Source organism: Campylobacter massiliensis (assembly GCF_014253065.1).
Classification (GTDB): domain Bacteria; phylum Campylobacterota; class Campylobacteria; order Campylobacterales; family Campylobacteraceae; genus Campylobacter_A; species Campylobacter_A massiliensis.
The window spans coordinates 860,888-884,399 of record NZ_JACLZK010000001.1; the positions used below are offsets into that span (position 1 = coordinate 860,888).

Below are 23,512 nucleotides of genomic sequence, written 5' to 3' on the forward strand. Positions count from 1 at the left end.
TAATCATGCAAGCCTACAAAAAAGCTAAATTTGCCATTTTCGCAGATCTGCAGAACCTACTATACCAGCTTGCGTAACTTCATCCAAGTTGTCCGCTTTTTGTTCGTATAGGCACTTGCCCTGTAAGCGCTCGATCCGCCAAACTCGGCGAAATATTTATTTAAAATGCTTTTTAAACCCTTACTCGCGCATGGATTTTGGGCATTATGCGATAATATCCGTCTTGCCAATATTGCCCACTTTGCGCAGTATTTCCATTATATCCGTCCCCTTTTCCTGTTCGGCTTTTAGGAAATTCTCGAAAAACTCGCGCTTTATATCTTTATAAACATAGGTTTGGCTTTTACTCGTGGCCTGGATAGGTTTAAATTTATTCTCTCCGGGTGTTTCTTTAGGAGCTTGATCGCTTACTGCACTTTCTCTTAGGGCTATATTTTGCAGTATGTCTGCGATGCTCTCGCCTTTTTTAAATGCATCTTTTAAGAAATTTAAAAACTCTTTTTTAGTTGCTTCGTCTGCGTAGCTCACCTGTTTTACCATCTCTTGTCCCCAAAAGACCGCAGGTCGTTTTCCTGATATCCGGTCAAAATTTAACTTACCGTCTTTGAGTGAGATTTTAACCTTTGCATTCTCTCCTAGTATCTTTTCGGCGGCAACCTCAAGCCATTTATCTTTAAATTTTTCCAAATCCATATCGGAGTCTAGTAGCTTTGCCATATCGACCGCCATTTTAAGTCCGATACCTTTTGTGTGGCCAACGCCAAAGCTTCCTAGATCCACATTAAACGCACTCATAAACCCGTCTACGCTAAAAACATCGTTTTCCATGCTTGAATTGCTTTGCAAGACCTTCGTGCTATCTATAAATTTCTTTAGCTCTGCGACCTCGCCCTTGCTCATGTTTGGATCAAGCCCGTTTATCTTGCCCCAAACGCTGATTTTATCATCTTCCGTATAGCCGCTTAGCGAATACGCTTTACGCACAACCACGGGATCATAAGGTTTATATACCGGTTTTTTAAAGCCCATTTTTATAGCAAGAAGCCTATTTTGCTGCTTGTCGTTTAGTCTTGAAAACTCTACGTTTTGCGCCCAAACGGCAAGCTCGTTTTCGTCCAGTTCGTCAGGATCGAGAGCATAATAATCAATAGGTTCGGTCAAATTTGATCGAGACGGCGCCGAATTTGAGGTTAAATTTATAGCCTCTTTTTCCTCGCGTGCTTTTAAATTTCGCTCATGAGCGCTACTAAAATCATAATTTACGTTTGCGTTAAATCCGTTTACGCCGCTTATCATATTAATCCTTTATGCTTTTACGTCAAATTTGCCTAGTTTTGCTAGTTGATTTAAAATTTCAGTTATATCCGTCCCCTTTTTGCGTTCGGCTTTTAAGAAATTTTCAAAGAATTCTCGTCTGATGTCTTTATCTACGTATGTTTTGCTTTTACTTGTGGCTTGTATGGGTTTAAATTTGGCTTCGGCTCTTTGCTTAGCTAAATTTTCGTTGTATTCTCTCATCTCTTGATTGATTTTTGCTACGGCTTCTTTGTGGGCTTTCGTGGTTTTCTCGATATCTTCCGCATAGAGTTTTTTAAATTCTTCTATACTGATGTCGGTTCTTAACAGCAAATTGGCTCCGACGTCGCTCATCGTAGCTCCTTCTGGTAAAGAGTCTTTAAAAGCGATTAATTCCTCTCGTTCCTCTTTGGTGCCCAGCCCCAAAAGCTTACCTTGGATAGTCGGCTCGCCATCCTTTGAATACCTTTTGAGAGTATTCGCATAAAGCTGTAACACCAAATCTTTTGCCCCATCCATGGTCTCGGGTGGATATTTCATCGACAGCGCTCGCCTCTCGTCCGCAGTATATTTCTTAGAGAGTATGCCGTCTATTTTATCTATGGTTTTTGTTATCCAGCCTTTTTCGCTCTCGTCTATATCTATGATGCTTTCTACCGCATTTTTAATAGGTATATGCATAAGGGCGTCGATTTGGCTTTTTTCTTTTGCCTTGTCTTGTTCTTTTGCAATTTCCGTTTGCTCGTTCGCCAAATTCGTCTTAGCGGTTTTATCTGCAGGAGTTAAATTTGACTTGAAATTTGCCGTAGAAATGTTTAAATTTGAGCCGCTTATCATTTTAATACTTTGAGACTATATCGGATAAAAACGACTTTTCTTTAGCATAAACCAGGAAGCCAATTGTAGTAATAAAATATCATGCTAGATATTCGTTTCGCCTTTAGGGACGACTGCCTTAAATAGTTTGTAGTATTGCTTTACGGTATCCATTATATCGATACTTTCAAATGATTTTTGATCCGGCGAGGGCGTAAACAAATAAGTCTTATTGTTAAACCTGACCATCTCGCCGATAGAGCTTTTGTGGATTTTGAAATTTAATGACTTTTGTTAATATTTCTACTTTTTTCAAGCAGCACAATCTTTATTATTTTTAGTAACTTTAAAATGTGCGCTATACGTTAATTTTTATAAAAAGCCGATATTATGTAGCAAACACACCTAAAAATCTTGACCAGATTCAGACAAATTTTAGTTTATTACAAAATATGTTAGGTTTATTTAATGCAAATGATGCAATATACACTTCAATTGAGCTAATAAAATTAAACTTTTGTGCGCATATCGTACAAGAACAATAGTGAATTTTTGATATTTTCATACAGGTGTTCGATTCCATAGATATTTAGAATAGCCCTATCGAATTCTATCCTAATGTCTTTTTCTAGCTCACTATGTAAGTCTATAATCTGTTCATTAGTAAGAGGCTCAAACTTTTCTTTTATGATGGTTTGTTGCTCTGTTGTTAAACTTAATGGATTTAAAATTTTAAAGCAATCGTGAATTCTACTTGAGCTTAGATCTAGTGCACCTAGACCTCTACCAAATCCATTTGCTTCGAGAAAAAATAAACTCACGATACTATTTAATAGAGCATGAATAACGTCTATATCTAAATGATTCGTATTAGAAAATCTAATAAGCCTTTGATCTACAATGGCTGGCTCTGTCATTTTAGCTATAAATAATCTTTTATCACAATTTATACTAGTTACAAAATCAGCCAAATAACGATCACTCATACAATAGGTAAAATAAGAGGCTGGGATAAGATATATCCACAGCTTAGTATCTATTTTAGTGATACCTTAGAAAAGTATGAGTAAAATTTAGATGAATGGTTATAGGGTTAGGGGTGATTTACACAGATTGTTTGATACTCTCGACTTTTTAATATTTTGCTATATGTTATTTGATTTATCTTAAACGGATCGATAAACAACGAAAAACATAACCTAAACCAGCTTGGATCTGTATATATGGTATCTGCTATAAAAAAGCCATCTTTTATTTCATCTGGGCGAGGATACTTTTTGTCCGACAAGTCAGACAAAAATACCTCGTTAGGGATAGTCCCTAAAACCCCATATTTATTATACAGCCTAAAAAATTACTGTATTTTGTTCCATAAGAACCAAACACTAATAACTCAAACGCATCTTTATTTTCAAAAAATACCCTCCTTACTGGTTTGTCCAGTAAAGAGGGTACATATCAAAACCCTTCTCTTTTTCTTTTATAGAACTTTTGCGTTATATACTTCTTCGGGCTTAGCGGCCAATAGTCTTGCTGCCATATCTTTTTTCATCTGAATCAAAGTAGTCTCTTCTTCTTCACTTCTATCTTCTTTTCTTGATAATTCAATAAATTCTTTTAGTACAAAACCTGGCTTTATGGTTATAACGACTGTTTTATCTCTATACTTGAATTTAAAATAATATCTTCCATGGGGACTTTCTAGGACTTCTTCAGCTTCTTTTAAATTAACATCAACGGAAATTCTACCACCTGTTACGCATCTTGTTACCATTTCAAAAGCATCTAGCCCTCCCGGTCCCGGAAATGCTGTAATAAGATATATCTCTCTTCTTTCTAATAATTTCCCATCATCTAAAAGTGGAAAGGCTCTACTCATGACTTGAAATGCATGAGCTACTCCCCCGGGATAACCTACACCATGATAGTTTAGTAAATCATCAAAGCTATATTCTAATTCATGTCCTTTTTCTAATACTTTTATTTTATCCATGTTTCTTCCTTTCTTGTTAAAACTACTTCCTCAATATTGTAGCAACTTCATCATCTGATAATTTGTAATCATATTTCTAATACTTTTATTTATCCATGTTTCTTCCTTTCTTGTTAAAACTACTTCCTCAATATTGTAGCAACTTCATCATCTGATAATTTGTAATCATATACATATTCAAAGAAATTCTTTAACTCTACTTCCATGTCCATATCTGAAAACAATTGTGGATACTGTATTTTTGCAGCCCATTTAACTGTAAGCGGAGTTTCAACCCCAGGAGGATCCCACCTATAAACACCTATAGGAATTTTGTATACTTGTTTGTTAGCTACAGCTTTAATTGTTGACCAGTCTCTACCTTCCTGCTTATTTTCAATAAAGTCTTCCGGCATTAAGTCTGAATGATTTCCTAAATAAATGATATCAGGGTTCCATACAATCATCTGCTCCATGTCCACTTCAGCCAATTTACCCTTAAGCTCGTGGGCCGGATTATGGGCTCCACTTGGTTTCATCCAATGGTCGTATGTTTTTACAGCTATTTTCATGTCACTATAAAACTCTATAACTTTTGGTTTATCTTCATCTTTTATTTCAGCTAACTTTGATGTTACTTCATTAATTCCTTTGTCCATATATTCAACTAATAAGTCGCCACGTTCTTTCTTTTGAAGTACTTCAGATATCATTTTTATATTTTCTTTTATACTGTCAAATTCTGCCCTCTTTAAAGCTACTACCTTAAGTCCTGCAGCTTCCATTTTTTCAATTTCTTTCTCAATATTCGAATAAATAAACACTACATCCGGTTTTAGCTTCAATAACTCTTCCACGTTAACAACTGAGTCTTTTGAACACCATTTAGTATTCGCATTAGCTAGTTGTGGATACATGTTTTTTAAAACACTTTCTTCAAAAGCTTTAATAGAAGATGGGTTGCATCCTACAATTTTATCTGTCTTTCCATCAATTGCATATATTATAGACGGAAGAGGCTTGTCCACCGTTGCAATTCTTTCCGGTGTTTTTTCAAATTTAATCGTTTTTCCTCTAACATCAGTAACCGAGTATTCGCTTTCTTTTACCTCTTTAACTTCTCGCACTTGACTAGCTTCTTTTTCCTTGTTTTCACTGATTTCATTTTTATTACTTTGAGAGCTGCCGTCACAAGCATTTAAAATTAATGCTAGTACTAAAAATAATAATAAACTAATCCTTCTTTTCATTTTTCCTCCTTTGAAAATTATACACTTAGTGGATAAACTCCAAACAAATCTGCAACTTCTTCTCTTAATATATGAGGTCTTTGTCTAAGAGCTTTGCCAACTTCTATCTTTCTTTCTAAATCAACTTGATTAATTCTTTCTTTTAATTTTCCTTCTTGTTCACTCCTTTCTTTAGCAGAGTAAGGTTCTTGATATAGGGTTTTAATAGCTTCATTAATTTCATCTTTTGAATTAAAGGTTCCCAGTACAGAATCTATAAAAGGAAAGGACAGAATATATGCATATGCCGCTTGAACCAAAGTTTGGTCTTCTTTTATACGAATAGCGTTAAATATATCTTCATAAAGCAACAAGTCTCCTGTTGCCAGCGGATTCATAGCTATTGTCCCTATATCTTTTTCATGAGTCTTCATTATTCCTTTTAATCTGTATTTGGAATTAATTATATTAAAGCCCTGTAAACTATAATCAAATTTATACTCCCCAATCATCTCAATTAGTTCTTTATTTTGTAAGTGTGAAGAAAAAGTAATATGCTTAATAAGTCCTTCTTCTCTTGCTTTTTCCATCTCTCTTATAGCTCCATAGTTTTTAGCTCCTCTCCATTCTTCAAAAGATTTTACACCCCAAAGACAAGTAAAGGAGTCAATACAACTTATTCCTAAATTCTTCAAAGAATTTTCAAGATTTTTTCGAAATGTTTTAGAATCTCCGGCATGTGTCTTTGACATAATATAAAATGGTTTTTTATGCTTCTTCATTTCTTTTATGGCTGCACCTAATATAAGTTCTGAACAATTGTTTCCATAAGTATCGCCGGTTTCAAAGAAATTTATTCCTTGTTTATATGCATAGAAGAAATTTTCTGCATGTTTATCTATATCTTGGGGATTCTTTAAGTGATGACTTCCCATAGATATTCTTGAAATTTGTATGCCTGTAGATCCTAATTTTCTATATTCCATTCATTAACCTCCTTCTAACAGTTCTATATGGCTTTATAAGGTGCAACTGTTTTGTATTCAACTTCTTCTGCTTGAAAAATTAAAATTTTAGCTTTGATCTGAAAATACTTTTGTAAGTTATCTTCAGTAATGGCTTTCGAACTTTCATCAAAGGTTGTTTTGTAGTCACTACCGATAAACAAAGTTTTGTCAGATATCTGCAATGCATGACTAGGAAAATGAGTGTTTATTATGCAAGCAGATTTTTTATTTACATTTATATGTTTAATTGCCTCTATGATTCTAATTTGATTCTTCATATCCAGGTTTGACTCCGGTTCATCTAAAATAAGAAGTTTTGGATTAGAAACAAGAGCTCTCGCAATCATAACCATTTGAAGCTCTCCTCCGGATAGCTCATCACAGTATCTATTTGATAGCTTTTCAACTCCTAATTCTTTTAAAGTTTCATAAGCTTTATCATAATCTTCCTTCGTAGGGATATGGAAAAAACTGTTTTCCTTGTCTAAACCCATCACAACCATTTCTAAAACCCCATAACTAAACACACTTTTCTTAACTTGAGGAACATAACTTAAGTTTTCCCATAATTCTTTTTCTGCATATTCATTTATATCTTTGCCGAACAATAAGGCTTTTCCCGTGTCCCATTTTAAAAATCCCATAAGACACCTTAAGAAAGTAGTTTTACCCACCCCATTGGGTCCAAGAATGGACATTACTTCTTCTTCTTTTAAATCAAATGAAATATCTTTTAAAATTTTTCTCTTGTCATATGAAAAAGTACCTTTTTTAACTTGGAGTATCATCTTCTTTCTCCCGAATTCTTTCTAAGTATAGTTATGAATAATGGCGCACCTATAAATGCTGTTAATATTGAAATGGGAATTTCATTGCTTGTAGCTGCTCTTGAAAGGGTATCTATCAGTAATAAATAAATTGCTCCCATAACACAACAAGTTGGAATAAGGTACCTATTATCATTTCCGATAACCATTCTCGCCAAATGGGGAATTATTAAACCTATCCATCCTATAATTCCACATACAGAAACTGTAGTTGCAGTTATCAATGTTGAGAGTAAGATAACCACAATACGTAATTTTTTTACATTAATTCCTAAAGACCTAGCCTCATCAGAATCTAGAGATAAAAGATTCAATTTCCACCTTAATAGAAAGAAGCCGAAAATACAAGGTATTATTATTATTGAACAAATAACAAGATCTCTATAGGATACACTTGCTAAACTTCCCAGCAACCACATAGTGATAGTTGGAAGCTTATCTTCCGGATCTGCTATATATTTAATAAATGATATTGAAGCATCAAATAGTGACTTTACAATTACTCCGGATAAAACTAACACATACAAATCTGTTCGTTTTTTTACTCTGGATAGGTTTAAAACTATATAAACTGCTAAAAGCCCCAGAAGCAAAGAAACATGCTGAGTCACTATCATGTCTAGGGATAATAATATAGATAAAGCCGCCCCAAAACCTGCTCCTGAAGACACCCCTAGTAAGTCCGGGCTAACTAAAGGGTTTGAAAAAACAGTTTGATATGCTGCTCCTGCCAGTGATAGCCCTGCACCTACTAAAACTCCCATAAGTATTCTAGGTAGTCTTATGTCAATTACTACACTAGTTTCATGTACATCTAAGCCGCTAACATCTCCGGTTATTGTTTTGTATATAATCATAAATGCTTTATAGGGGCTAACCTGATATCTTCCTAAACAAATACAAGTTAGTATTAAAAGCAATAGCAATACAAAGAGAACCAATATGCATAATTTTTTATTCTTAAAGAAACCTTTCCCCATTTATCCACTCTTTCTAATTAATAGTAAAAATCTTTTATATAGTCTCCTATCCTCAATATAAAGAAGTTAACAAAATTTTTTTAGATATTTGCTCTAAATTAGGACTTAAGGATAAGTCATAAGAGATTATTTCATTTGTATACATATCAAGTATTGGTGAAATGTTGCATTTACCCCATGAAAAGTTAAATTGAGATACATCAGTACTCCATTTTTGCAACGGCTTATCAGCTTTAAAATTTCTGTCTATTATATTATCAGCAATCTTGCCTACTTTACCTTTGTATGAATGATATTTTTTCTTTACACTATTAAGAATCCTATTATGAGTTACTTCATAATCTCCGTTTGCCATGATTTGCCCTCCTTTTTTTAAATATAACTTGATTATATTATAGCACTTGTTATATTTGAAAGTCAAGATATTGATACACATATTCATCTTTAAAATGGTCATCATCATACTCTTCATATACATAATCATAATTTAACCTAAAATGCACATTACCAATGTACGCATCTACCATTGTTGTGTTAGCAGTCGGTTTTTTAGTGTAGGCTTCGATAGTTAGGCTTGCTGGCAAAAAAGATTCTTGGTAAGTAAATTCACTTTTGGCAATAACACATTTTTCATTTAGGTATGAACTACAAAATTCTAAAAACTTAGCTCCTAATTCATCTGCTAGCTCTCTTTGTGTGCTAGCCAAATCTACAAACTGATGTGCCCCGTGAGGTAGATCACGTCGCCGATCTTGATATCTGCTAGATCCTCGGGCGCGATCGGCGTGGTTAAAATTTTCTTACTCATAGCGCGAACTCCTTGTGCGATTTTACGGCAAAATTTAGCTGCTCGTCCCAGACGATATGGCCTTTGCGGTGCGACCAGCAGCCTACGTTTATGGCGACGGCGATGACGCTAGGGTGGCGGGCGCAGTTTTCGATATGTACGCCCATCACTGAGCTCGCGCCGCTCATGCCCTGCGGGCCCAGGCCGATTTTGTTTATGCTCTCTTCGAGCAGCTTTTCGGTTAGCGCGGCGCGTTCGTTTGGATTATGCGAGCCAAGCGGTCTCATCAGCGCTTTTTTGGATAGCAAGGATGCCACGTCGATAGAGGTGCCCACGCCTACGCCCACTAGCAGCGGCGGACAGGCGTTTATGCCGTAGCTCGTCATTATGTCCATGACGAATTTCACGACCCCCTCGTAGCCCATGCCCGGCATCAGCACGATTGCCTTGCCGGGTAGACTACAGCCGCCGCCCGCCATATAGGTGTGGATCTCGCACTCGCTGCTTTGCGGCACGATCTCCCAAAATACGCTCGGCGTGCCCTTGCCGACGTTTTTGCCGGTGTTGTACTCGTCAAAGGTCTCGACGCTGTTGTGACGCAGCGGAGCCTCGCGCGTCGCTCGCAGTACGGCCTCTCGCAGCAGCTCCTCAAGCTCGCCGATGAGCGGGAAGTTCGCTCCGCAGCGCACGAAAAACTGGATCACGCCCGTATCCTGACAAGACGGACGATCTAGCTGCTTAGCTAGGCGCTGGTTTTCAAACATCGTTTTGTAGATCTCTTTTGCCAGCGGCTGCGTCTCGCGTTCGCTAAGCTCCCGCAGTTTTGCCGTCACGTCGTCAGGCAGCACCTTGCCCGTGTAGCCGACGAATTTCGCCATGACTTCGGTCATCTTTTGGGCGGCTTTTTGTTTATCCATCGCTTCTCCTTTGTGAAATTTTGAGTACATATTTCCAATGCCTGGCATATTAATTTTAGTTCAATATATCGAGTTTAATTCTAAGTAATGTATAGGTCAAAAATTATGTTTATATATCTAAAATTGCAATTTAGCATTTATGATTGGATATTAAAATAAAACGAATAATTAAAATTTAAAAAATAAAGCTACCCTAGCCAGGTCGGCTAGGGTTGAAATTTATTTTAGCTCATAAAAATCGCTAACTACCTCCCACGCGGCTTTTTGGAGATATGTTGCAGTTTCTTCATTTAGGCCGGCATTGTTTTTGATGCCTTGAGCTGATCGCTTAAATAGTGTTGCATATACCGTGCAAGCGGCCAAATAAGTACCTTCAATTGTTGGGTGTCGTTTGTCGCCTATGCGTAGTTTAATGTCGGGGCGCTCTTTGGTTACTTTCTCAAATGCAAGTGCGGCAGGTATTACGATGGCATTGTTTCTTGCTGCGGCATTTACATATCCGTTTTCAAGCTCTTTTGTCATCCATGGCTCGCCCTCGTAAGCCCAAGACATAAAAAGAATTGGTTTTACTCCATGTTTTGAAACTATTTTGCAGTTTTTATCGACCTCTTTTTCAAAGATAGGTTTTAGTCCCGGATGTACTGGGCCTTGTGAGTTATCTTGCATGATTGCAACTTCAAATAGTTTTTCACTTTTATCACGAAATTTAAGAGTATTCTTGCCGTCATTTGAAGTTGAATACGAAGCGATAGCATTTGGTCTAAAGTATGAATTTACGTCGTGCCAGTCAAGACCGGCTCCACTTATAGTTACCATGGTGGAACGAAAATTTATCCCTGATTTTTTGGCTAAGTCATTAACATAACGATGTATGCCGTTATTAAAGTAAAAAAAGCTGTTGCCTATAAAAATAGCCGAAGTCGGGATTTCTCTAAGGCTTTCTTCTTTTGATACTGCTTCATATGGCGTTAGCATACTTGTTTTTGTAGGTGTGCTGGCGCATCCTGCTAACAATGCGGACAATATCACGGTTGTGAAAAATTTGAATTTACTCATGATTTCCTCCTGTGGTAAATAAAATTTGTTTGATTATATCACTTTATCAAATAACATTAGATTATTTTTTAAGATATTTCAAGTATTTATATATACAAGCGTATATAATTTGAGCTAATTTTATATTTTTTAGAAATTAGTCCGAGTTAAAAAATTAATGACAAGTGTGAAAATATCCATATATTGATAAAAATACTTGAAAATTAGTAAAATTCACAGATGATTTATCAGGCTCGCGTTGTACGCGGCGCCAAAGCCGTTGTCGATATTTACGACGCTGACGCCGTTTGCGCAGCTGTTTAGCATCGCTAGTAGCGCCGCTAGCCCGCCGAAACTCGCGCCGTATCCCACGCTGGTGGGCACTGCGATCACCGGCACGCTAACAAGCCCTGCCAGTACGCTAGCTAGCGCGCCCTCCATGCCGGCTACCGCGATCACGACCTTTGCACCGCGTATCTGCTCTAAATTGGCGATCAGTCTATGCAGTCCCGCCACGCCCGCGTCGCTAAATTTGCGCACGTCGTTGCCTAAAAATCGCGCCGTCTCGTACGCCTCCTCCACGACCGCGCCGTCGGCGGTGCCGGCAGATACTATCGCGATGTAGCTTTGCGTGAGCGCAGGCTCTTTAAATTTGACGCTGATGACGCGGCCGCGAGCGTTAAACTCCGCCTGCGGCAAGATTTCGCGCACCAGCTCAAAAACCCGCTCGTTCGTGCGCGTGATTAGGATATTTTGCCCTCTCGCGCCGATCGCTTCTGCGATGCGTAAAATTTCATCATCAGTCTTGCCCTCGCCGTAGATCACCTCGCCTGCGCCGTTTCGCAGGGCGCGCTGGGTGTCGATTTTGGCGCAGCCCACGTCCTCGTAGGGGTAGTTTTTCAGGTATTTTAGCGCCTCTTGCTCGCTCACGCGGCCGCTTTTTATCCCTGCGAAAAGCTCTAAAATTTCATCCTCTCTCATGCAAAACATCCTCTCTAAGCCCCTTTAGATCGAGCGTCACCTCCGCTGCGCCAAGCGTCACGAGCTGCCTAACGACGCTTTTAAATTTCGCGTCGTTTAGGAAGTCCCCCATGCTAGAAAAGGGCATTTGCAGCTTTATATTTTTGCGGTCGCACCGCGCGCGGACGTTTGTGTAGCCGCTTGCGATGAGTAGATTTTCCGCCGCTTCGATCAAATTTAGCTCGCTCAGCTCGATCTCGCGCCCGTGCGGTAGGCGCGTTAGCAAGCACGCGTAGCCGGGCTTTTCGGCGGTGGGTAAATTTAACTCGCGCGAGAGCTCGCGGATATCTGATTTGGTTAAATTTATCAGCGGCGAGAGTACGCCTAGCTCCTCTTTGGCTTTGAGCCCGGGGCGATGTTCGCCCAGATCGTCTCGGTTCGTGCCGTCTGCGACGCGGCTAAATCCAAGCTCGCGGCTAAGCTCTCTAATCTCTGATTTTTTGAGGCCTTTAAGCGGCGAAAGTACGCCAAGTTCGTCTTTTGCTTTAAGCCCGGGGCGGTATTCGCCAAGATCGTCTAGGTTCGTGCCGTCGGCGACGTTTGTAAAGCCTAGATGTTTTGCTAGCTCGATTAGCCGCGTAAAAACCGCCTTTTTGCAGACGTAGCAGCGATCTTGCGGATTATTTTTTACCGCTTCGGGTGCGTCTAGCTCTAAAATTTCGTGCCTGATGCCGTAAGTACGGGTAAATTCCACCGCCTCTTTTATCTCGCGCCCCGACATATAGGGCGATTTTAGCGTGATAGCTACCGCGCGCCGGCCTAGCGTATCGGCGGCAACGCGCAGCAGTAGCGAGCTATCCACGCCGCCGCTAAACGCTACGGCTAAATTTTCCAGCTTTTTTATATCATTTTTTAGAATTTCTAGTTTCGTCATATTTTTTTAAAGTCTCGTTTCTAACCTCGCGGATCGTCGTTTGAAATCTCTGCGCGGCTTTTTTGCAGTCCTCGAATTCGGGCTTGATTTTTAAAATTTCGGGGTAATTTCGGGCTAAATTTTCGTCCGTTAAATTTTGTTCGGCGTTAAAACCGCAAACTCGGCCGCGCGAAATTTTAAGCCTTATTTTGCCGTATTTAGTCTCTACCTCGCAAAACTCGCGCGCAAGCTCCGTTTTCCTCACGGCGCACTCTCTAACTCCGATCGCCGTCGTATGCGCGAAAATTAGCCCCTTTATCCGCGCGGCGTCCTGCTTGCGGCACAGCGCGTTTAGCTCAAAGCCCGCGCGCCCCTTTTTCATAAAAATAGACCTGCTAAATACGTCCAGCGCGCCGCTATCTCGCAAAATATCGCACGCAAAGGCAAAGCTCTCGGCGTCCATGTCGTCGATATTAGTGGAGATTAAAATCCGCTCGCAAAGCTCGCCATAGCCGATCTGCACGCTCAAATTTGGCTCATCTCTCAAGCCTAAATCCTCGCTCGTTTCGCAAAGTATCACGCGAAGCGCGTTGGCAAAATCTGCGACGTCTTTATCGCCAGCGCCGTAGCCCGTGCTTAAAATTTTAAAATTTCGCGGCGACTCGCGGCGGTCTTGCTCCCTTAAATTTAGCGCGCAGGCCTTTAAAATCGCCGCTCCTGTGGGCGTAGTCATCTCGAAATTCGCTCGCCCTAGGCTTACTTGCGCGCCTTTTAAAATTTCGCAAACCGCAGGCGCCGGTACGGTCAGCCTGCCGTGAGCGCAATGCGCAAAACCGCCGCCAAGCTCGATAGGCGAAGCAAAAATTTGCGGCGCGCCCAAAGCCTCCAAGCAGATAGCCGCGCCCACTACGTCCGCGATGCTGTCTGCGGCGCCCACTTCGTGAAAATGTACTTGCTCTACGCTAGTGCCGTGGATTTTAGCCTCGGCTCGCGCGATAATGCTAAAAATTTCGCTTGCCGTTTTTTTTACGAAAGCGCTTAGGCTAGAGCTCTCGATAAGCTCTAAAATTTGCGCGAAATTTCGCGGATGCGGGCGGTTTTGGGCGGGCTTATCCGCTCTAAATTCGGCGCCGTGAATTTTGCCGTTTAAATTTTGACGCGGGCTAAATTTAGCGCCTAAGAGGGCAAGCGGAATTTGGCCCTGATTTGCCGCGCAAACGACGTCTATTTTGGTTGCGGAGATACCGCATTTTAGCACTTTGCGCTTGCGTAGGTAAAATTCGCTAGCTAAATTTAGCTTAGCAAGCTCGGCGCAAAGATAGCTAAAATCCGCGCCCAAATCCACCAGCGCGCCTAAATTCATATCGCCGCTAATACCGCAGCTAGCATCATAGTATAAAATTTTAGCCATACTTAAACCTTAGGCACAGTCATAGAGCCAAACGGCAAGATGATGATCCCGGCGTCCGCGCCCTTTTGCGCGAGCGCGTCGTCTAGGGCCTTTTGCAAATCATGATACGGTTTTAGGTGTACGGCTCGCATCTCGTCGTCGCTGAGATCGCTCACCGCCCAGGTCTGCGCCCAGAGCGAGATTTCAGCCATTTTAGCGGCCTTGTGGTAGCCGAGCTTAAAGCCCGCGCTAATCTTTTCTAGCACCTTTTTAGGCGTATCCGCGGAAGCCATCAGATCAAAAAACGGCTTTGGTCCGATGCCGGTGCGGCACTTTGCGACCATTATTAAAATTCCGTCCTGCGCGAGCGCTAGTTTGCCGTTATCTAGGGCTTTTTGCGCCTGATAGAGATCGACGTCCATCGGATAGGGCGCAACCGAGATCACGATATCGGCCTTGCACGGGATATTTACGCAAAATACCTCGTCGGCCTTTTTTACGCAGTCGTAAAAGCTGTTGTTTAGATCGCCTGCGCTTGCGTAATACACGCCGTGCTCGCTGTCAAGCACCGTCTGGATCGAAAAAACGTCGATGTGAGCTAGCACTTTCATCGCGTCGATCATATCCTCGTGCACGGGATTGCCCTCTAGTCGCAGAGCTTGCGCGTCGGCGCTAAGAGCGAGCTTGTGGTTTTGCGTGATGCTCTCATACGACGCAGTACCCGGCAAAAATGCCTTTCTGCCGCCCGTGTAGCCCGCGAAATAGTGCGGCTCGACAGAGCCTATGACGATTACCTTTTTGGCTTCTGCTACGATTTTGTTTAGATACATCTGCGTGCCGTTTTTGGACTCGCCTAAAAATACCATCTCGTCGTGCTTGGAGTCGTGATCGTGAACTTCGTTTTTGGCGTTAAGCTCCGCGTAAATTTCTTTACCGAAGATCATCTCGTACTCATCGAGCGTGCCTTCTCTGTGGCAGCCCGTGGCGATGATGAAAATTTTCTTTTTATAGCGTAGCTTTGGGTAAATTTGCTTTAAAACTTTTGCCGTCGGCGTCGGTCTCGTGCCGTCGTTTACGATGATGACGATCTTTTCATCGCCCGCGATAAACTCATCAAAGCTTTTTTGATTTATCGGATTTGCTAGAGCCTTTGCGATTAGCGCCGTTTCGTCAAATTTAGCCACGGGGTTGGGGTTAAAAACTCCCAGTAAATTTTTTTCCGGAACGCTTAGGTCGATGATATCATCTTTGCCGTAGCGAATAGGAATTTGCACGTTTGCTCCTTAAGTATAATTATTAATTTTTTATATTAGGATTATATATAAATTTTTCTTTTAAATGTATTTAAAAAGGGTATTCAATTTTTAAATTTATAGAGCGGATAAAATTTATTATGGTTCTTTGTCAATAGTGGGGGTGTAAAAACACCTCTATCTATTGCAAAGACGTAAATATATCAATTTTCTAAATCTTTCATAGTTTCTTAGTCCATAAGATACTCTTTTTATTACTTTTATTTTGTTGTTATTTCCTTCTACAAACCAATTGTTTATTTTATATTCTACTATATTTATTATCTCTTTTTTCCAACTTGTTATTGCATCTGCTAGTTTTATACTTTGCTTTATATTAAATACTCTCAATTTTTCAATTAATTGCTCTATTCTCCTTCTCATTGTCTTTACTGTCTTGCTCTCAAACATCTTGTAAAATTCTTTTATTATTCTATACATCTTTTTCAATGTCTTATCTACTTTTAATATTTCTTTTAATATTTCTTTTTGTCTTTGACTAAACTGACTTATTGGGCTTTTACTTAGTATTTTCCAATATTTTTTTAACTTCTTATACTTTTCATTGTCTTTGTTAAATAATTCTACTCTTAAATCTCTTAATGCCCATATCCCTTGTCTTATTACATGATATTTATCTGCTACTATTTGGGCCTGAACTATATTACTATTTATTACGCTTCTAAATGGCTTAAACATATCCATTACAACTACTTGTGGTTGTATTTCAAATTCGTTTATTATATTTTTTATTGTTTGTGAATGTCTATTTCTTAATATATCTACTAGTTTACGGTTTTTATCATACATCGCTAGCTGATATTTCTCTTTTTCTATATTTCCTTTAAATTCGTCTATATATATGACTGATGTATCTGGAGAGGTTTGTCTTTTTAGGGCGATTGCATTTTATGAGGGTGATATCAAGCACATTTATTTTGTTGCGGAGACTAAAGGGTCTATGAACTCTATGTAGCTTCGCCAAATCGAAGAATCTAAAATCCACTGCACAAAGGAGCATTTTAAGGCTATAAGCAATGATAGCGTGGTCTATGACGTAGTGGATAGCTATAAATCGCTACTGGATAAAGTTATGAGGTAAAATTTATTGGGAAGTTAGGTCGCAGTACAAAAGAGCCTGTGCAATATTCCAAAAATGGTTATTGTGCTGCTCCTTTTGAGGGAAAATTTGACTGCCATTTGTCAATATGAAAATCTGAGGTGATATTGCTTAAAACTCTACCAATAAAATACTCAGTATGATGGAAAATCACAGTGACTGACTTAATCTTACCAGTTTTAATTCGAATTAAATTTAAATATACAATTATCTTAACCAAACCATCCTTGTAAATTTATATATATTGTAGTATTGTACTCCTAAATTTTTAAGGATAAAATACTATGTACATCAAACGAGCCATAAGCGATGAAATAAAAGAGTATATGAAAAGCTTTCCAGTGCTTTTGATAAGCGGAGCTAGACAGGTTGGTAAATCAACCCTTGCTTTAAATTTAGATATATCAAACTACGTGACGCTTGATGATATAAATATCTATGAATCCGCAAGAAACGATCCTAAGGGCTTTATAGAGCACTGTAATAAGCCTATCGTGATAGATGAGATACAAAGAGTGCCCATACTGCTTCTAGCCATAAAAGAATTTATAGATAAAGATAGAACAAATGGGCAGTTCATACTAACTGGCTCTGCAAATTTAAAGGGCTTTAAAGATATTTCAGACTCGCTTGCCGGTAGGATAGGCATAGTAGAGCTTTACCCGCTTTCTCAAAAAGAGTTAAGCCATAGTGATGAAAATTTGATAGATATTTTAAGTGGTGATATAAGCCATTTAGCATTTAGAAAATACGACAACGACGGCTTATCCGAGAAGATCATAAACGGCGGTTACCCAGAGATCACAAAGATAAGCTCAGAGAAATCAAAATATCTCTGGTTTAGCTCGTACATAAGAACATATATAGAATCAGACGCCAAAGAGATAGGTAACATCAGAAATAGAGAGTGTAAATCCATCCGTGTAAATCCTTTTTAAAACCTATTTATCCAAAATAAGTTACAATTTAAAAAACTAAAAGGATTTACTATGTCATTACTTGACAGACAAGAGTTGGCCAAGAGATTAGCTAATGGAGAGAATATAACTCCTCAAAGCATAGTTGATGAGTTTAAACTCATCTTAAAAGATGTCATAGAAGAAGCTAGTAATGCTGAAATAACAGAGTATTTAGGCTATGATAAACACCACACATCAGATAATACAAACTACCGCAATGGCTATAATACCAAGACATTAAAAACAAACTACGGTGAGATATTAGTTGATATACCAAGAGATAGAGATGGCACATTTAACCCTAAGCTAGTTAAAAAGCGTGAAGTAGTCTTAAATGGCACAGATGATTTAGTTATCTCGCTTTATGCTAAGGGTATGAGTGTTAGAGACATTAAGAGCCATTTAGAACAACTATATGGCTTTGAGCTATCAGAACAAACTATATCAAATATGGCTGAAAAGATATTGGATAAAGCCAAAGAGTGGCAGAATAGACCACTAGATAGAATATATCCCTTTGTAATAATAGACGCTACTATACTTAAAGTTAGAATAGATGGCAACGTTAAGAACATAGCCACATATATAATGCTAGGAGTTAAGCTAGATGGCAGCAAAGAAATTTTAGGTATGTGGATTAGCAAGGATTGCGAACAATCAGTATATTGGCTAGATATATTCAATGAGATTAAAAATCGTGGAGTAGATGATATATTAATAATATCTACTGATAATCTAAGCGGTATAAGTAAAGCCATAAACTCATCTTTTCCCAACACCCAAATTCTTCTGCTTGCAGCTACGAGTGCGTAGCGCGAAGTAGAAAAATGCGTAATCCATCAAATAAGAAATAGCCTTAAATATGTAAGTTATAAGGATAAAAAGAGAATATCTAGTGAGCTAAAAGCTATTTACGAAGCTGATACAAAAGAACAAGCCTTAACCAATCTACAGGATTCAGGTCCTTTTTAAGAAGGTCTCTTCTTGCAATTATGATGGCTGCGAAGGATATGCTAATCTTGTAAATATCGAGAAATTTATAGGCAATGCTCCAAGAGTAAAGGTGTTTTCAAAACTTAACGCATAAAACTTATAGCGTCCGAGCTCTTCGGGCATTTTTTTACAAATTTTTTAAAATTATACTTTTATTATAAACCATATCAAATATACCATATTTAAATGGTTGCTTTATATCCATGTTTTGCTAAAATTTCTCTTAACTTTCGCATTGGCTCTTTTTTGTTTCTACTAATAGGGCGAGCATACTCTACGTGGCCACGCAACGTTACCGTTTTGGCCCCGCGAGAGGCTCGCAAGGAGAGCTTGCTGCTCCCTTGACCCACGCTTTAGTCTAGACCATATTTATTAAAATAGCCGAGTTAAGTAGGCTATTTTAATAAATATTTAAGCTTACTGGCGTATCTCCGCAAGAACTCGGGGGGGGCAGTCGATTAATTTTTTATTTATAAGTGCGCATAACAAGATAATAAAATTAGTCTGGCGGATCGTATTTAATTAAGCATAAAACCCCCAAGAGCCTAGAAACCAAAAAGTATATTTATGCGGCGGCCGGTTTGGCGGGATACGCCTAGACTAATCCAGGCGTATCTGATTTTATAGTATTTTCTTTATTGGTATTTTTGATAGAGTGACGCATGTTTATCATTCTTGCATATTCACATTCCTCTATAAATTTTCTATATCTTTTTTCAACTCCTCGTAGTCCATCTGCAAAGCATCGTATTTTACCCTCAAATTTTGCAATTCTTCTTGCAAGCTTATTAATTTCTTTCTTAAAGACTCCAAAGATTTCTCGTATCTTTCTTTTTGCGCTTGCGACAATTCGTGTATCTTGTTCACTCAATCGTTCATCAAATGTTGCATGCGATCTATCAAATTTGTCTTGTCTTGTTGCAAACTCGTTATCTCTTTCTCGTATTTTTCGATCAAGGCCTTCTTTTGCAATTCGTGTTCGCTCCTTTCGCTCTTGATCATCTGCGTCAAGTTCTCGTTTTCTTCTAGCAATGCTTCTTCTAATGTTGTCATCTTCTATTCCGTTCTCATAAGTATGTAGTATTTGTTGTTTTGCTCGAAGATCTCCTTGCTTCGAGGGATCGATATATAGTACCGCATCCTTCCGTCCGCTTCTGGCTCCGAATGCCTCCAAGCTTGCGGTATCGTCCAAACTCTAATTGATTCCATCTCTTTTGTTTGTTCGTCCAAAAGCACCTGCAGCTCCTTGATGGCATCCGGTCTCATTTTCTTGATTTGCAGCTCCACCGAATAAGAGCGCATATGATATCCCGCCGCCATTCCGATTATCAGCGCTATCGTAGCCGTGAGCGCTAATATCCATCTTTTGTTCTTGCTTTGGATCGATATAATTTCTTGAAGGCTGGATTCCAAATTTTTGCCTATTGAATTTATCTCGCTTTCTAATGAGCTCTTCAAGTTTTTGCCTATTCCCTTTAAGCTCCTCTTGTGGATTCCTATTATGGAACTCTCGAATTCTTCTGCTTGAGCTTTGGCTGAGCTCTCCAAGTGCTTGAGCGCCTGTGAAATTTGCATCGTATATTCCTCCTTTGAGACGATTTTTTGTTTTTTGATTAGGTAGTACTACAGTTATGCTTTTCTTTGTCGATCTAGTTACTTCAATGCCGCTTTGATTAAGAAGCTCTATCATATGATCTCTATTTTTGATGTAGCCCTCTCTTACTAGTTCGTGTAGCTTTTTATCAAGTTCTTCTAATTTTTGATAGTGTCCTATGTTTTTCTTGCTAGCCGATATCGTTTGCTCTCTTGCGGGATCGTCGGGGCTTGAAAGATTATACTCGTCATTAACGATTCTTTTAAACAGATCGATTCTACCTTGATCATACTTGTCAAAGTAGGGGTTAAACGATTTGCCGGTTACCAAATCGATTTTCGGGATCAAGAAATTTAACTCGAGTCTTCCGTCTTTGTCGGAATGTTCGACCCAGAGCACATTTACCCGCTCTAGCATATAATCCCCGAGCAATGCGCGCTCGAAATCTTTTATTATTTTTAGCTTTTGCTCTTCGGTTAAGAAGTCATGCTTCTCTTCAAATGACAAAACTCCAAAGCATGTTTTTTGCTTAAAGTCGATTCCTTTAATAATAGCTCTGGTTAAATTCTCGTCGCCTTTTACGACCTTAGCCGTTCCAGCCGCTTTTCTTTCGTTTAGTAGATAGTTTATACTTCCAAGACCGCCACCGGTGTAGGTTGGAAGGAATTTAACTAGCATAGTTGTTAATAGCTTTCTTTATGTTTGTGAGGTAGCGGTCTTGATTGATATAGTTCACTATTTCCCCAATCTTTTATAAATTCGACGCAATACAGAGTTATTCTCGGCAATAATTATAAGACCCACTCTATCTAAACTCTCGCCGCTGTTTAGCTTGGCGGCCACTTGGTTTAGGTTGTTTCCTTGCTTGGATAGCTCGGTCAAAAGCTCCCTTTCGATAGGAAGTCTAATTCGCCTGGACAGCATTGAACTTAGGGCAAATTTTGAAAAGGTCATCCCTGTTTCTTTTAGCTTCTTTTCGATAGCCGACCATTCGGCATCGGTTAGTCTTAGTTTTTTGATTATGTTCTTAGTGATTTCGCGTTTTTTGTTTTCCATCTTTATCTTATATAAAATTTTATTTTTGGAATCAGTATGCACACATTTTTTCTTTATCCGCAATTTTATGAAATTCAAAAACATAAAACAAGGGTTTTAGTAAGTTAGGAAACGGGTCGGGTAAAATTAACCTAGTTTTTAGGTTTTAAAATAAGACGAGCTGGTTTAAATTTTACAAAGTCTGGGTCGGGCAAAATGCCGCTCTGCCCGCATATTCAGCCACTTAAAATTTCCCTTTTCTTTTTTACGAGCTTTATAAATCTTAGATTTTGAATGTTTTTTCTTTTTATAAATTCTTTAATCTCATCCTCGCTTTTATTTAGACAATCATTTATTAGCTCGTGCCTTTTTACGAGCTCTAGCGCTCCGCTAAAGCGTTGAGCCTTGTTTTTAAGGTTTTTTGGCGTACTTGAGGTGTAAAACAGCAGATAATCTAGAAATTTAGTATCGCTCAAAGCATAGTAAAATATGTCGCATTTGTTAAAATTTTCGTAACCCAAGTCGGCCTTGGCCTCTAAAAGGTCGATTTTGTATAGTTTTTGCTCCATTTTTATCAAATAAAGCTCCATAAGCAAAGAGTTTCTGCTTAGTCCGTATTTTTTATTTATATTGGCCTTTATTTCGTTGGTAGAAAAGTTAAATATTTCCGCTCTTTCTTCGCTTAGCCTTTTTACTTCGTTTTTTAAAAACTCACGAATAGTCTTTATATCGGTATCAAATTTAGCTTCTATTATGCCTTCTTTATCTATAAGCCTATGTTTTAAAAGCAAGTGCGCCATAGCGTTTTCTGCAATACCCATAAGTTTTACGTGATAGCGGCAGACGTCTAAAACATCTTCTAGTTTTAGGTTAAATTTTAACATAAGGTATTTTAAATCGTAAAAATCCCTTGCCTTGCGGCGATGCCTTAGTATAGCGTCTAGTTTGATGTAGGCTAGTTTTTTGATTGAGGCTACGTTTATATTTTTGTATTTCCTAGCATCGCTTAAAATCTCAATCGGATAAGCTATAAATTTAACGCTCACGCCGTCAAATTTATAAAATACCCGCGCTTTGTCTCCTTTGACGAATTTAATCTCGTATACATTTTTTAACTTTGAGATTAAAGCTTCTATTTTTGATAACGACTGAGTGCTTAGCTCTTCTTCATTTACAAAAAAATATAGGTCTTGAGGCTGCCTGTGAAGCTCATAAAGCGTTATAGCCATACCTCCAACCAAAACAAAGCCGTTTAGCTCATTGCCGCGAGCGATATATTCAAGTAGTGCGACTACCCTAGGATATAAATTTTCGCTCATATTCCCAAAAAGTCCTCTACCAAAGGCAGTCTTTCGCCTTTTTGATAAAACTCGTTAAGATACACTTCAAACACCTTAGCATCGCCGAAAAGTTTGCACAGGTAGACCAAATTCATAGGCGAATCATTATCCATTAGCGCGGCTATATAGTTGGTTAAGGGTATAGAACCGCCTGGGTTGCTCCAAAAACGGTATTTAAACAGCGGATACTTATACGTGCAAAGTTCGTTTTTTCTTAAAGCCTCTTTATCTTTGGGATGGTTTGTTATTTTAGGGGCCGCCTTATTTCGATCCTTTAATGCTCTTTTATAAAATTTCTCCTTGCTTATCTTGATTATTTCGCCCTCTTTGGCGGATTTATTTAGATACTTTCTGACCAAGGCTTTTTCTTCGTTCTTAAATATATCTATACTATATACTTTATAGTTTCTGAGAAATTTTATCTTTCTAGGTATGTGGGTCATTTTTAACCCCATACTCAACCATTTCAATCTTAGCTTTTAATATATCCGGGTTGATCGGCTTAGCGTAGGTATTCAGTAAAATTTTATACTGTTTTTCGTGGCCTACTATTTGAGCTATGACGCTTAGCTGGACTTCTCGTTGCACCAGGTAATTTATAAAGTAGTGCCTGAACGAATAAAACGTCTTTTTAGGATCTTCGGTTATTAGTTTTCTTTGAATTTGTTTTCTAAAAATTTCAGAAAAGATTTTATTATTTACGCTAAATATCGTCTTGCCGTTTTTTCTAGTATCGATAAATTCTATTAAGCCAAGCTCAAGCAGCTTGGAATGAATAGGCATCACCCTTATAGAATTAGTATTTTTAGTGGTTTTACCCTCTTCTCTGTTTATATTAAAGCAAAGTATTCCGTTACGCTTTACTATATCTTTGTATCTTAGCTGAGTTATTTCGTTTATCCTCATCCCGCTATATGCTGCTATCATCGTAATATAATAAAGATTGTTAGCGTTTATTCGCTTACTTGGAGATCTATTGGTATTTTTAAAATCTTGAACTATCTTAAAGATAGTTTGCGCTTCCTCTTTGCTGTAAGGCAATACCTTGCG

At 38.7% G+C, this 23,512-nt stretch carries 24 protein-coding genes and 1 pseudogene; 2 read left to right on the top strand and 23 right to left on the bottom strand.

Features of this window, described 5'->3' with window-relative positions; genetic code table 11:
• Nucleotides 1–204: 204 nt before the first annotated feature.
• The 17 genes from H7R39_RS04020 to H7R39_RS04105 all read right to left on the bottom strand — a co-directional run bounded on the left by H7R39_RS04020 (nucleotide 205) and on the right by H7R39_RS04105 (nucleotide 16,324).
• Nucleotides 205–1,296 carry a hypothetical protein gene (locus H7R39_RS04020; protein WP_185898065.1) on the bottom strand — a complete coding sequence of 364 codons (1,092 nt, stop codon included), beginning with the start codon at nucleotides 1,294–1,296 and terminating at the stop codon, nucleotides 205–207.
• A gap of 9 nt (nucleotides 1,297–1,305) precedes the next feature.
• A complete protein-coding gene (locus H7R39_RS04025) occupies nucleotides 1,306–2,133 on the bottom strand; it encodes a cell surface protein (protein WP_185898066.1) in 828 nt (275 codons plus the stop codon).
• A gap of 488 nt (nucleotides 2,134–2,621) precedes the next feature.
• Nucleotides 2,622–3,083, bottom strand: coding sequence for a hypothetical protein (locus tag H7R39_RS04030; RefSeq protein WP_185898067.1), 462 nt, complete (start codon nucleotides 3,081–3,083; stop codon nucleotides 2,622–2,624).
• A 509-nt stretch (nucleotides 3,084–3,592) separates the two neighbouring features.
• Nucleotides 3,593–4,105, bottom strand: coding sequence for a hypothetical protein (locus H7R39_RS04035; protein ID WP_185898068.1), 513 nt, complete (start codon nucleotides 4,103–4,105; stop codon nucleotides 3,593–3,595).
• A gap of 119 nt (nucleotides 4,106–4,224) precedes the next feature.
• Nucleotides 4,225–5,334, bottom strand: a complete 1,110-nt coding sequence (locus tag H7R39_RS04040) for an ABC transporter substrate-binding protein (protein WP_103559558.1) — start codon at nucleotides 5,332–5,334, stop codon at nucleotides 4,225–4,227.
• 17 nt (nucleotides 5,335–5,351) lie between these two features.
• Entirely contained in the window at nucleotides 5,352–6,299 is a 948-nt protein-coding gene (locus H7R39_RS04045) for an aldo/keto reductase (protein WP_021086681.1), read from the bottom strand.
• Nucleotides 6,300–6,322: 23 nt separating this feature from the next.
• On the bottom strand, nucleotides 6,323–7,108 hold the full coding sequence (locus H7R39_RS04050) for an ABC transporter ATP-binding protein (RefSeq protein ID WP_009295486.1): 786 nt from the start codon (nucleotides 7,106–7,108) through the stop codon (nucleotides 6,323–6,325).
• A complete protein-coding gene (locus H7R39_RS04055) occupies nucleotides 7,105–8,127 on the bottom strand; it encodes a FecCD family ABC transporter permease (RefSeq protein ID WP_021086678.1) in 1,023 nt (340 codons plus the stop codon). Before H7R39_RS04055 ends, H7R39_RS04050 begins: the two co-directional genes overlap by 4 nt.
• Nucleotides 8,128–8,179: 52 nt before the next feature.
• Complete coding sequence (locus H7R39_RS11090; RefSeq protein WP_051282770.1) at nucleotides 8,180–8,482, bottom strand: transposase; 303 nt, start codon at nucleotides 8,480–8,482, stop codon at nucleotides 8,180–8,182.
• A 49-nt stretch (nucleotides 8,483–8,531) separates the two neighbouring features.
• Nucleotides 8,532–8,834, bottom strand: coding sequence for a hypothetical protein (locus H7R39_RS04065; RefSeq protein ID WP_163026473.1), 303 nt, complete (start codon nucleotides 8,832–8,834; stop codon nucleotides 8,532–8,534).
• A gap of 97 nt (nucleotides 8,835–8,931) precedes the next feature.
• Nucleotides 8,932–9,831 carry a L(+)-tartrate dehydratase subunit alpha gene (ttdA, locus tag H7R39_RS04075; RefSeq protein ID WP_185898069.1) on the bottom strand — a complete coding sequence of 300 codons (900 nt, stop codon included), beginning with the start codon at nucleotides 9,829–9,831 and terminating at the stop codon, nucleotides 8,932–8,934.
• Nucleotides 9,832–10,050: 219 nt separating this feature from the next.
• Complete coding sequence (locus H7R39_RS04080) at nucleotides 10,051–10,887, bottom strand: SGNH/GDSL hydrolase family protein (protein ID WP_185898070.1); 837 nt, start codon at nucleotides 10,885–10,887, stop codon at nucleotides 10,051–10,053.
• Nucleotides 10,888–11,100: 213 nt separating this feature from the next.
• Nucleotides 11,101–11,847, bottom strand: a complete 747-nt coding sequence (gene larB, locus H7R39_RS04085; RefSeq protein WP_185898485.1) for a nickel pincer cofactor biosynthesis protein LarB — start codon at nucleotides 11,845–11,847, stop codon at nucleotides 11,101–11,103.
• Entirely contained in the window at nucleotides 11,834–12,760 is a 927-nt protein-coding gene (locus H7R39_RS11235) for an ATP-dependent sacrificial sulfur transferase LarE (protein WP_185898071.1), read from the bottom strand. Before H7R39_RS11235 ends, larB begins: the two co-directional genes overlap by 14 nt.
• The gene (gene larC, locus H7R39_RS04095; RefSeq protein WP_185898072.1) at nucleotides 12,732–14,150 is read right to left on the bottom strand and encodes a nickel pincer cofactor biosynthesis protein LarC; all 1,419 of its coding nucleotides are present in this window, start codon (nucleotides 14,148–14,150) and stop codon (nucleotides 12,732–12,734) included. Before larC ends, H7R39_RS11235 begins: the two co-directional genes overlap by 29 nt.
• A gap of 2 nt (nucleotides 14,151–14,152) precedes the next feature.
• Entirely contained in the window at nucleotides 14,153–15,403 is a 1,251-nt protein-coding gene (locus tag H7R39_RS04100; RefSeq protein ID WP_185898073.1) for a lactate racemase domain-containing protein, read from the bottom strand.
• Nucleotides 15,404–15,559: 156 nt separating this feature from the next.
• A complete protein-coding gene (locus H7R39_RS04105) occupies nucleotides 15,560–16,324 on the bottom strand; it encodes a transposase (protein WP_185898486.1) in 765 nt (254 codons plus the stop codon).
• A 501-nt stretch (nucleotides 16,325–16,825) separates the two neighbouring features.
• Between H7R39_RS04105 and H7R39_RS04110 the strand changes: the two genes are divergently transcribed.
• Both H7R39_RS04110 and H7R39_RS04115 read left to right on the top strand, forming a co-directional pair.
• Nucleotides 16,826–17,479 carry an ATP-binding protein gene (locus tag H7R39_RS04110; RefSeq protein ID WP_228724719.1) on the top strand — a complete coding sequence of 218 codons (654 nt, stop codon included), beginning with the start codon at nucleotides 16,826–16,828 and terminating at the stop codon, nucleotides 17,477–17,479.
• Between the two features lie 51 nt (nucleotides 17,480–17,530).
• Nucleotides 17,531–18,472, top strand: a pseudogene (locus H7R39_RS04115) (IS256 family transposase).
• A gap of 616 nt (nucleotides 18,473–19,088) precedes the next feature.
• Here the strand turns inward: H7R39_RS04115 and H7R39_RS11240 are convergent.
• From H7R39_RS11240 to H7R39_RS11250, 6 genes are all read right to left on the bottom strand, one after another.
• Nucleotides 19,089–19,685, bottom strand: a complete 597-nt coding sequence (locus H7R39_RS11240) for a hypothetical protein (RefSeq protein WP_228724720.1) — start codon at nucleotides 19,683–19,685, stop codon at nucleotides 19,089–19,091.
• A gap of 3 nt (nucleotides 19,686–19,688) precedes the next feature.
• Nucleotides 19,689–20,765, bottom strand: coding sequence for a relaxase family protein (locus H7R39_RS11245; protein ID WP_228724721.1), 1,077 nt, complete (start codon nucleotides 20,763–20,765; stop codon nucleotides 19,689–19,691).
• Between the two features lie 57 nt (nucleotides 20,766–20,822).
• Nucleotides 20,823–21,185 carry a plasmid mobilization protein gene (locus tag H7R39_RS04130; RefSeq protein ID WP_323874592.1) on the bottom strand — a complete coding sequence of 121 codons (363 nt, stop codon included), beginning with the start codon at nucleotides 21,183–21,185 and terminating at the stop codon, nucleotides 20,823–20,825.
• 173 nt (nucleotides 21,186–21,358) lie between these two features.
• Nucleotides 21,359–22,441, bottom strand: coding sequence for a nucleotidyl transferase AbiEii/AbiGii toxin family protein (locus H7R39_RS04135; RefSeq protein ID WP_185898075.1), 1,083 nt, complete (start codon nucleotides 22,439–22,441; stop codon nucleotides 21,359–21,361).
• Nucleotides 22,438–22,917, bottom strand: coding sequence for a hypothetical protein (locus H7R39_RS04140; RefSeq protein WP_185898076.1), 480 nt, complete (start codon nucleotides 22,915–22,917; stop codon nucleotides 22,438–22,440). Before H7R39_RS04140 ends, H7R39_RS04135 begins: the two co-directional genes overlap by 4 nt.
• Complete coding sequence (locus tag H7R39_RS11250) at nucleotides 22,889–23,503, bottom strand: site-specific integrase (RefSeq protein WP_228724722.1); 615 nt, start codon at nucleotides 23,501–23,503, stop codon at nucleotides 22,889–22,891. The genes H7R39_RS04140 and H7R39_RS11250 overlap by 29 nt, the downstream gene beginning before the upstream one ends.
• Nucleotides 23,504–23,512 lie beyond the last annotated feature (9 nt).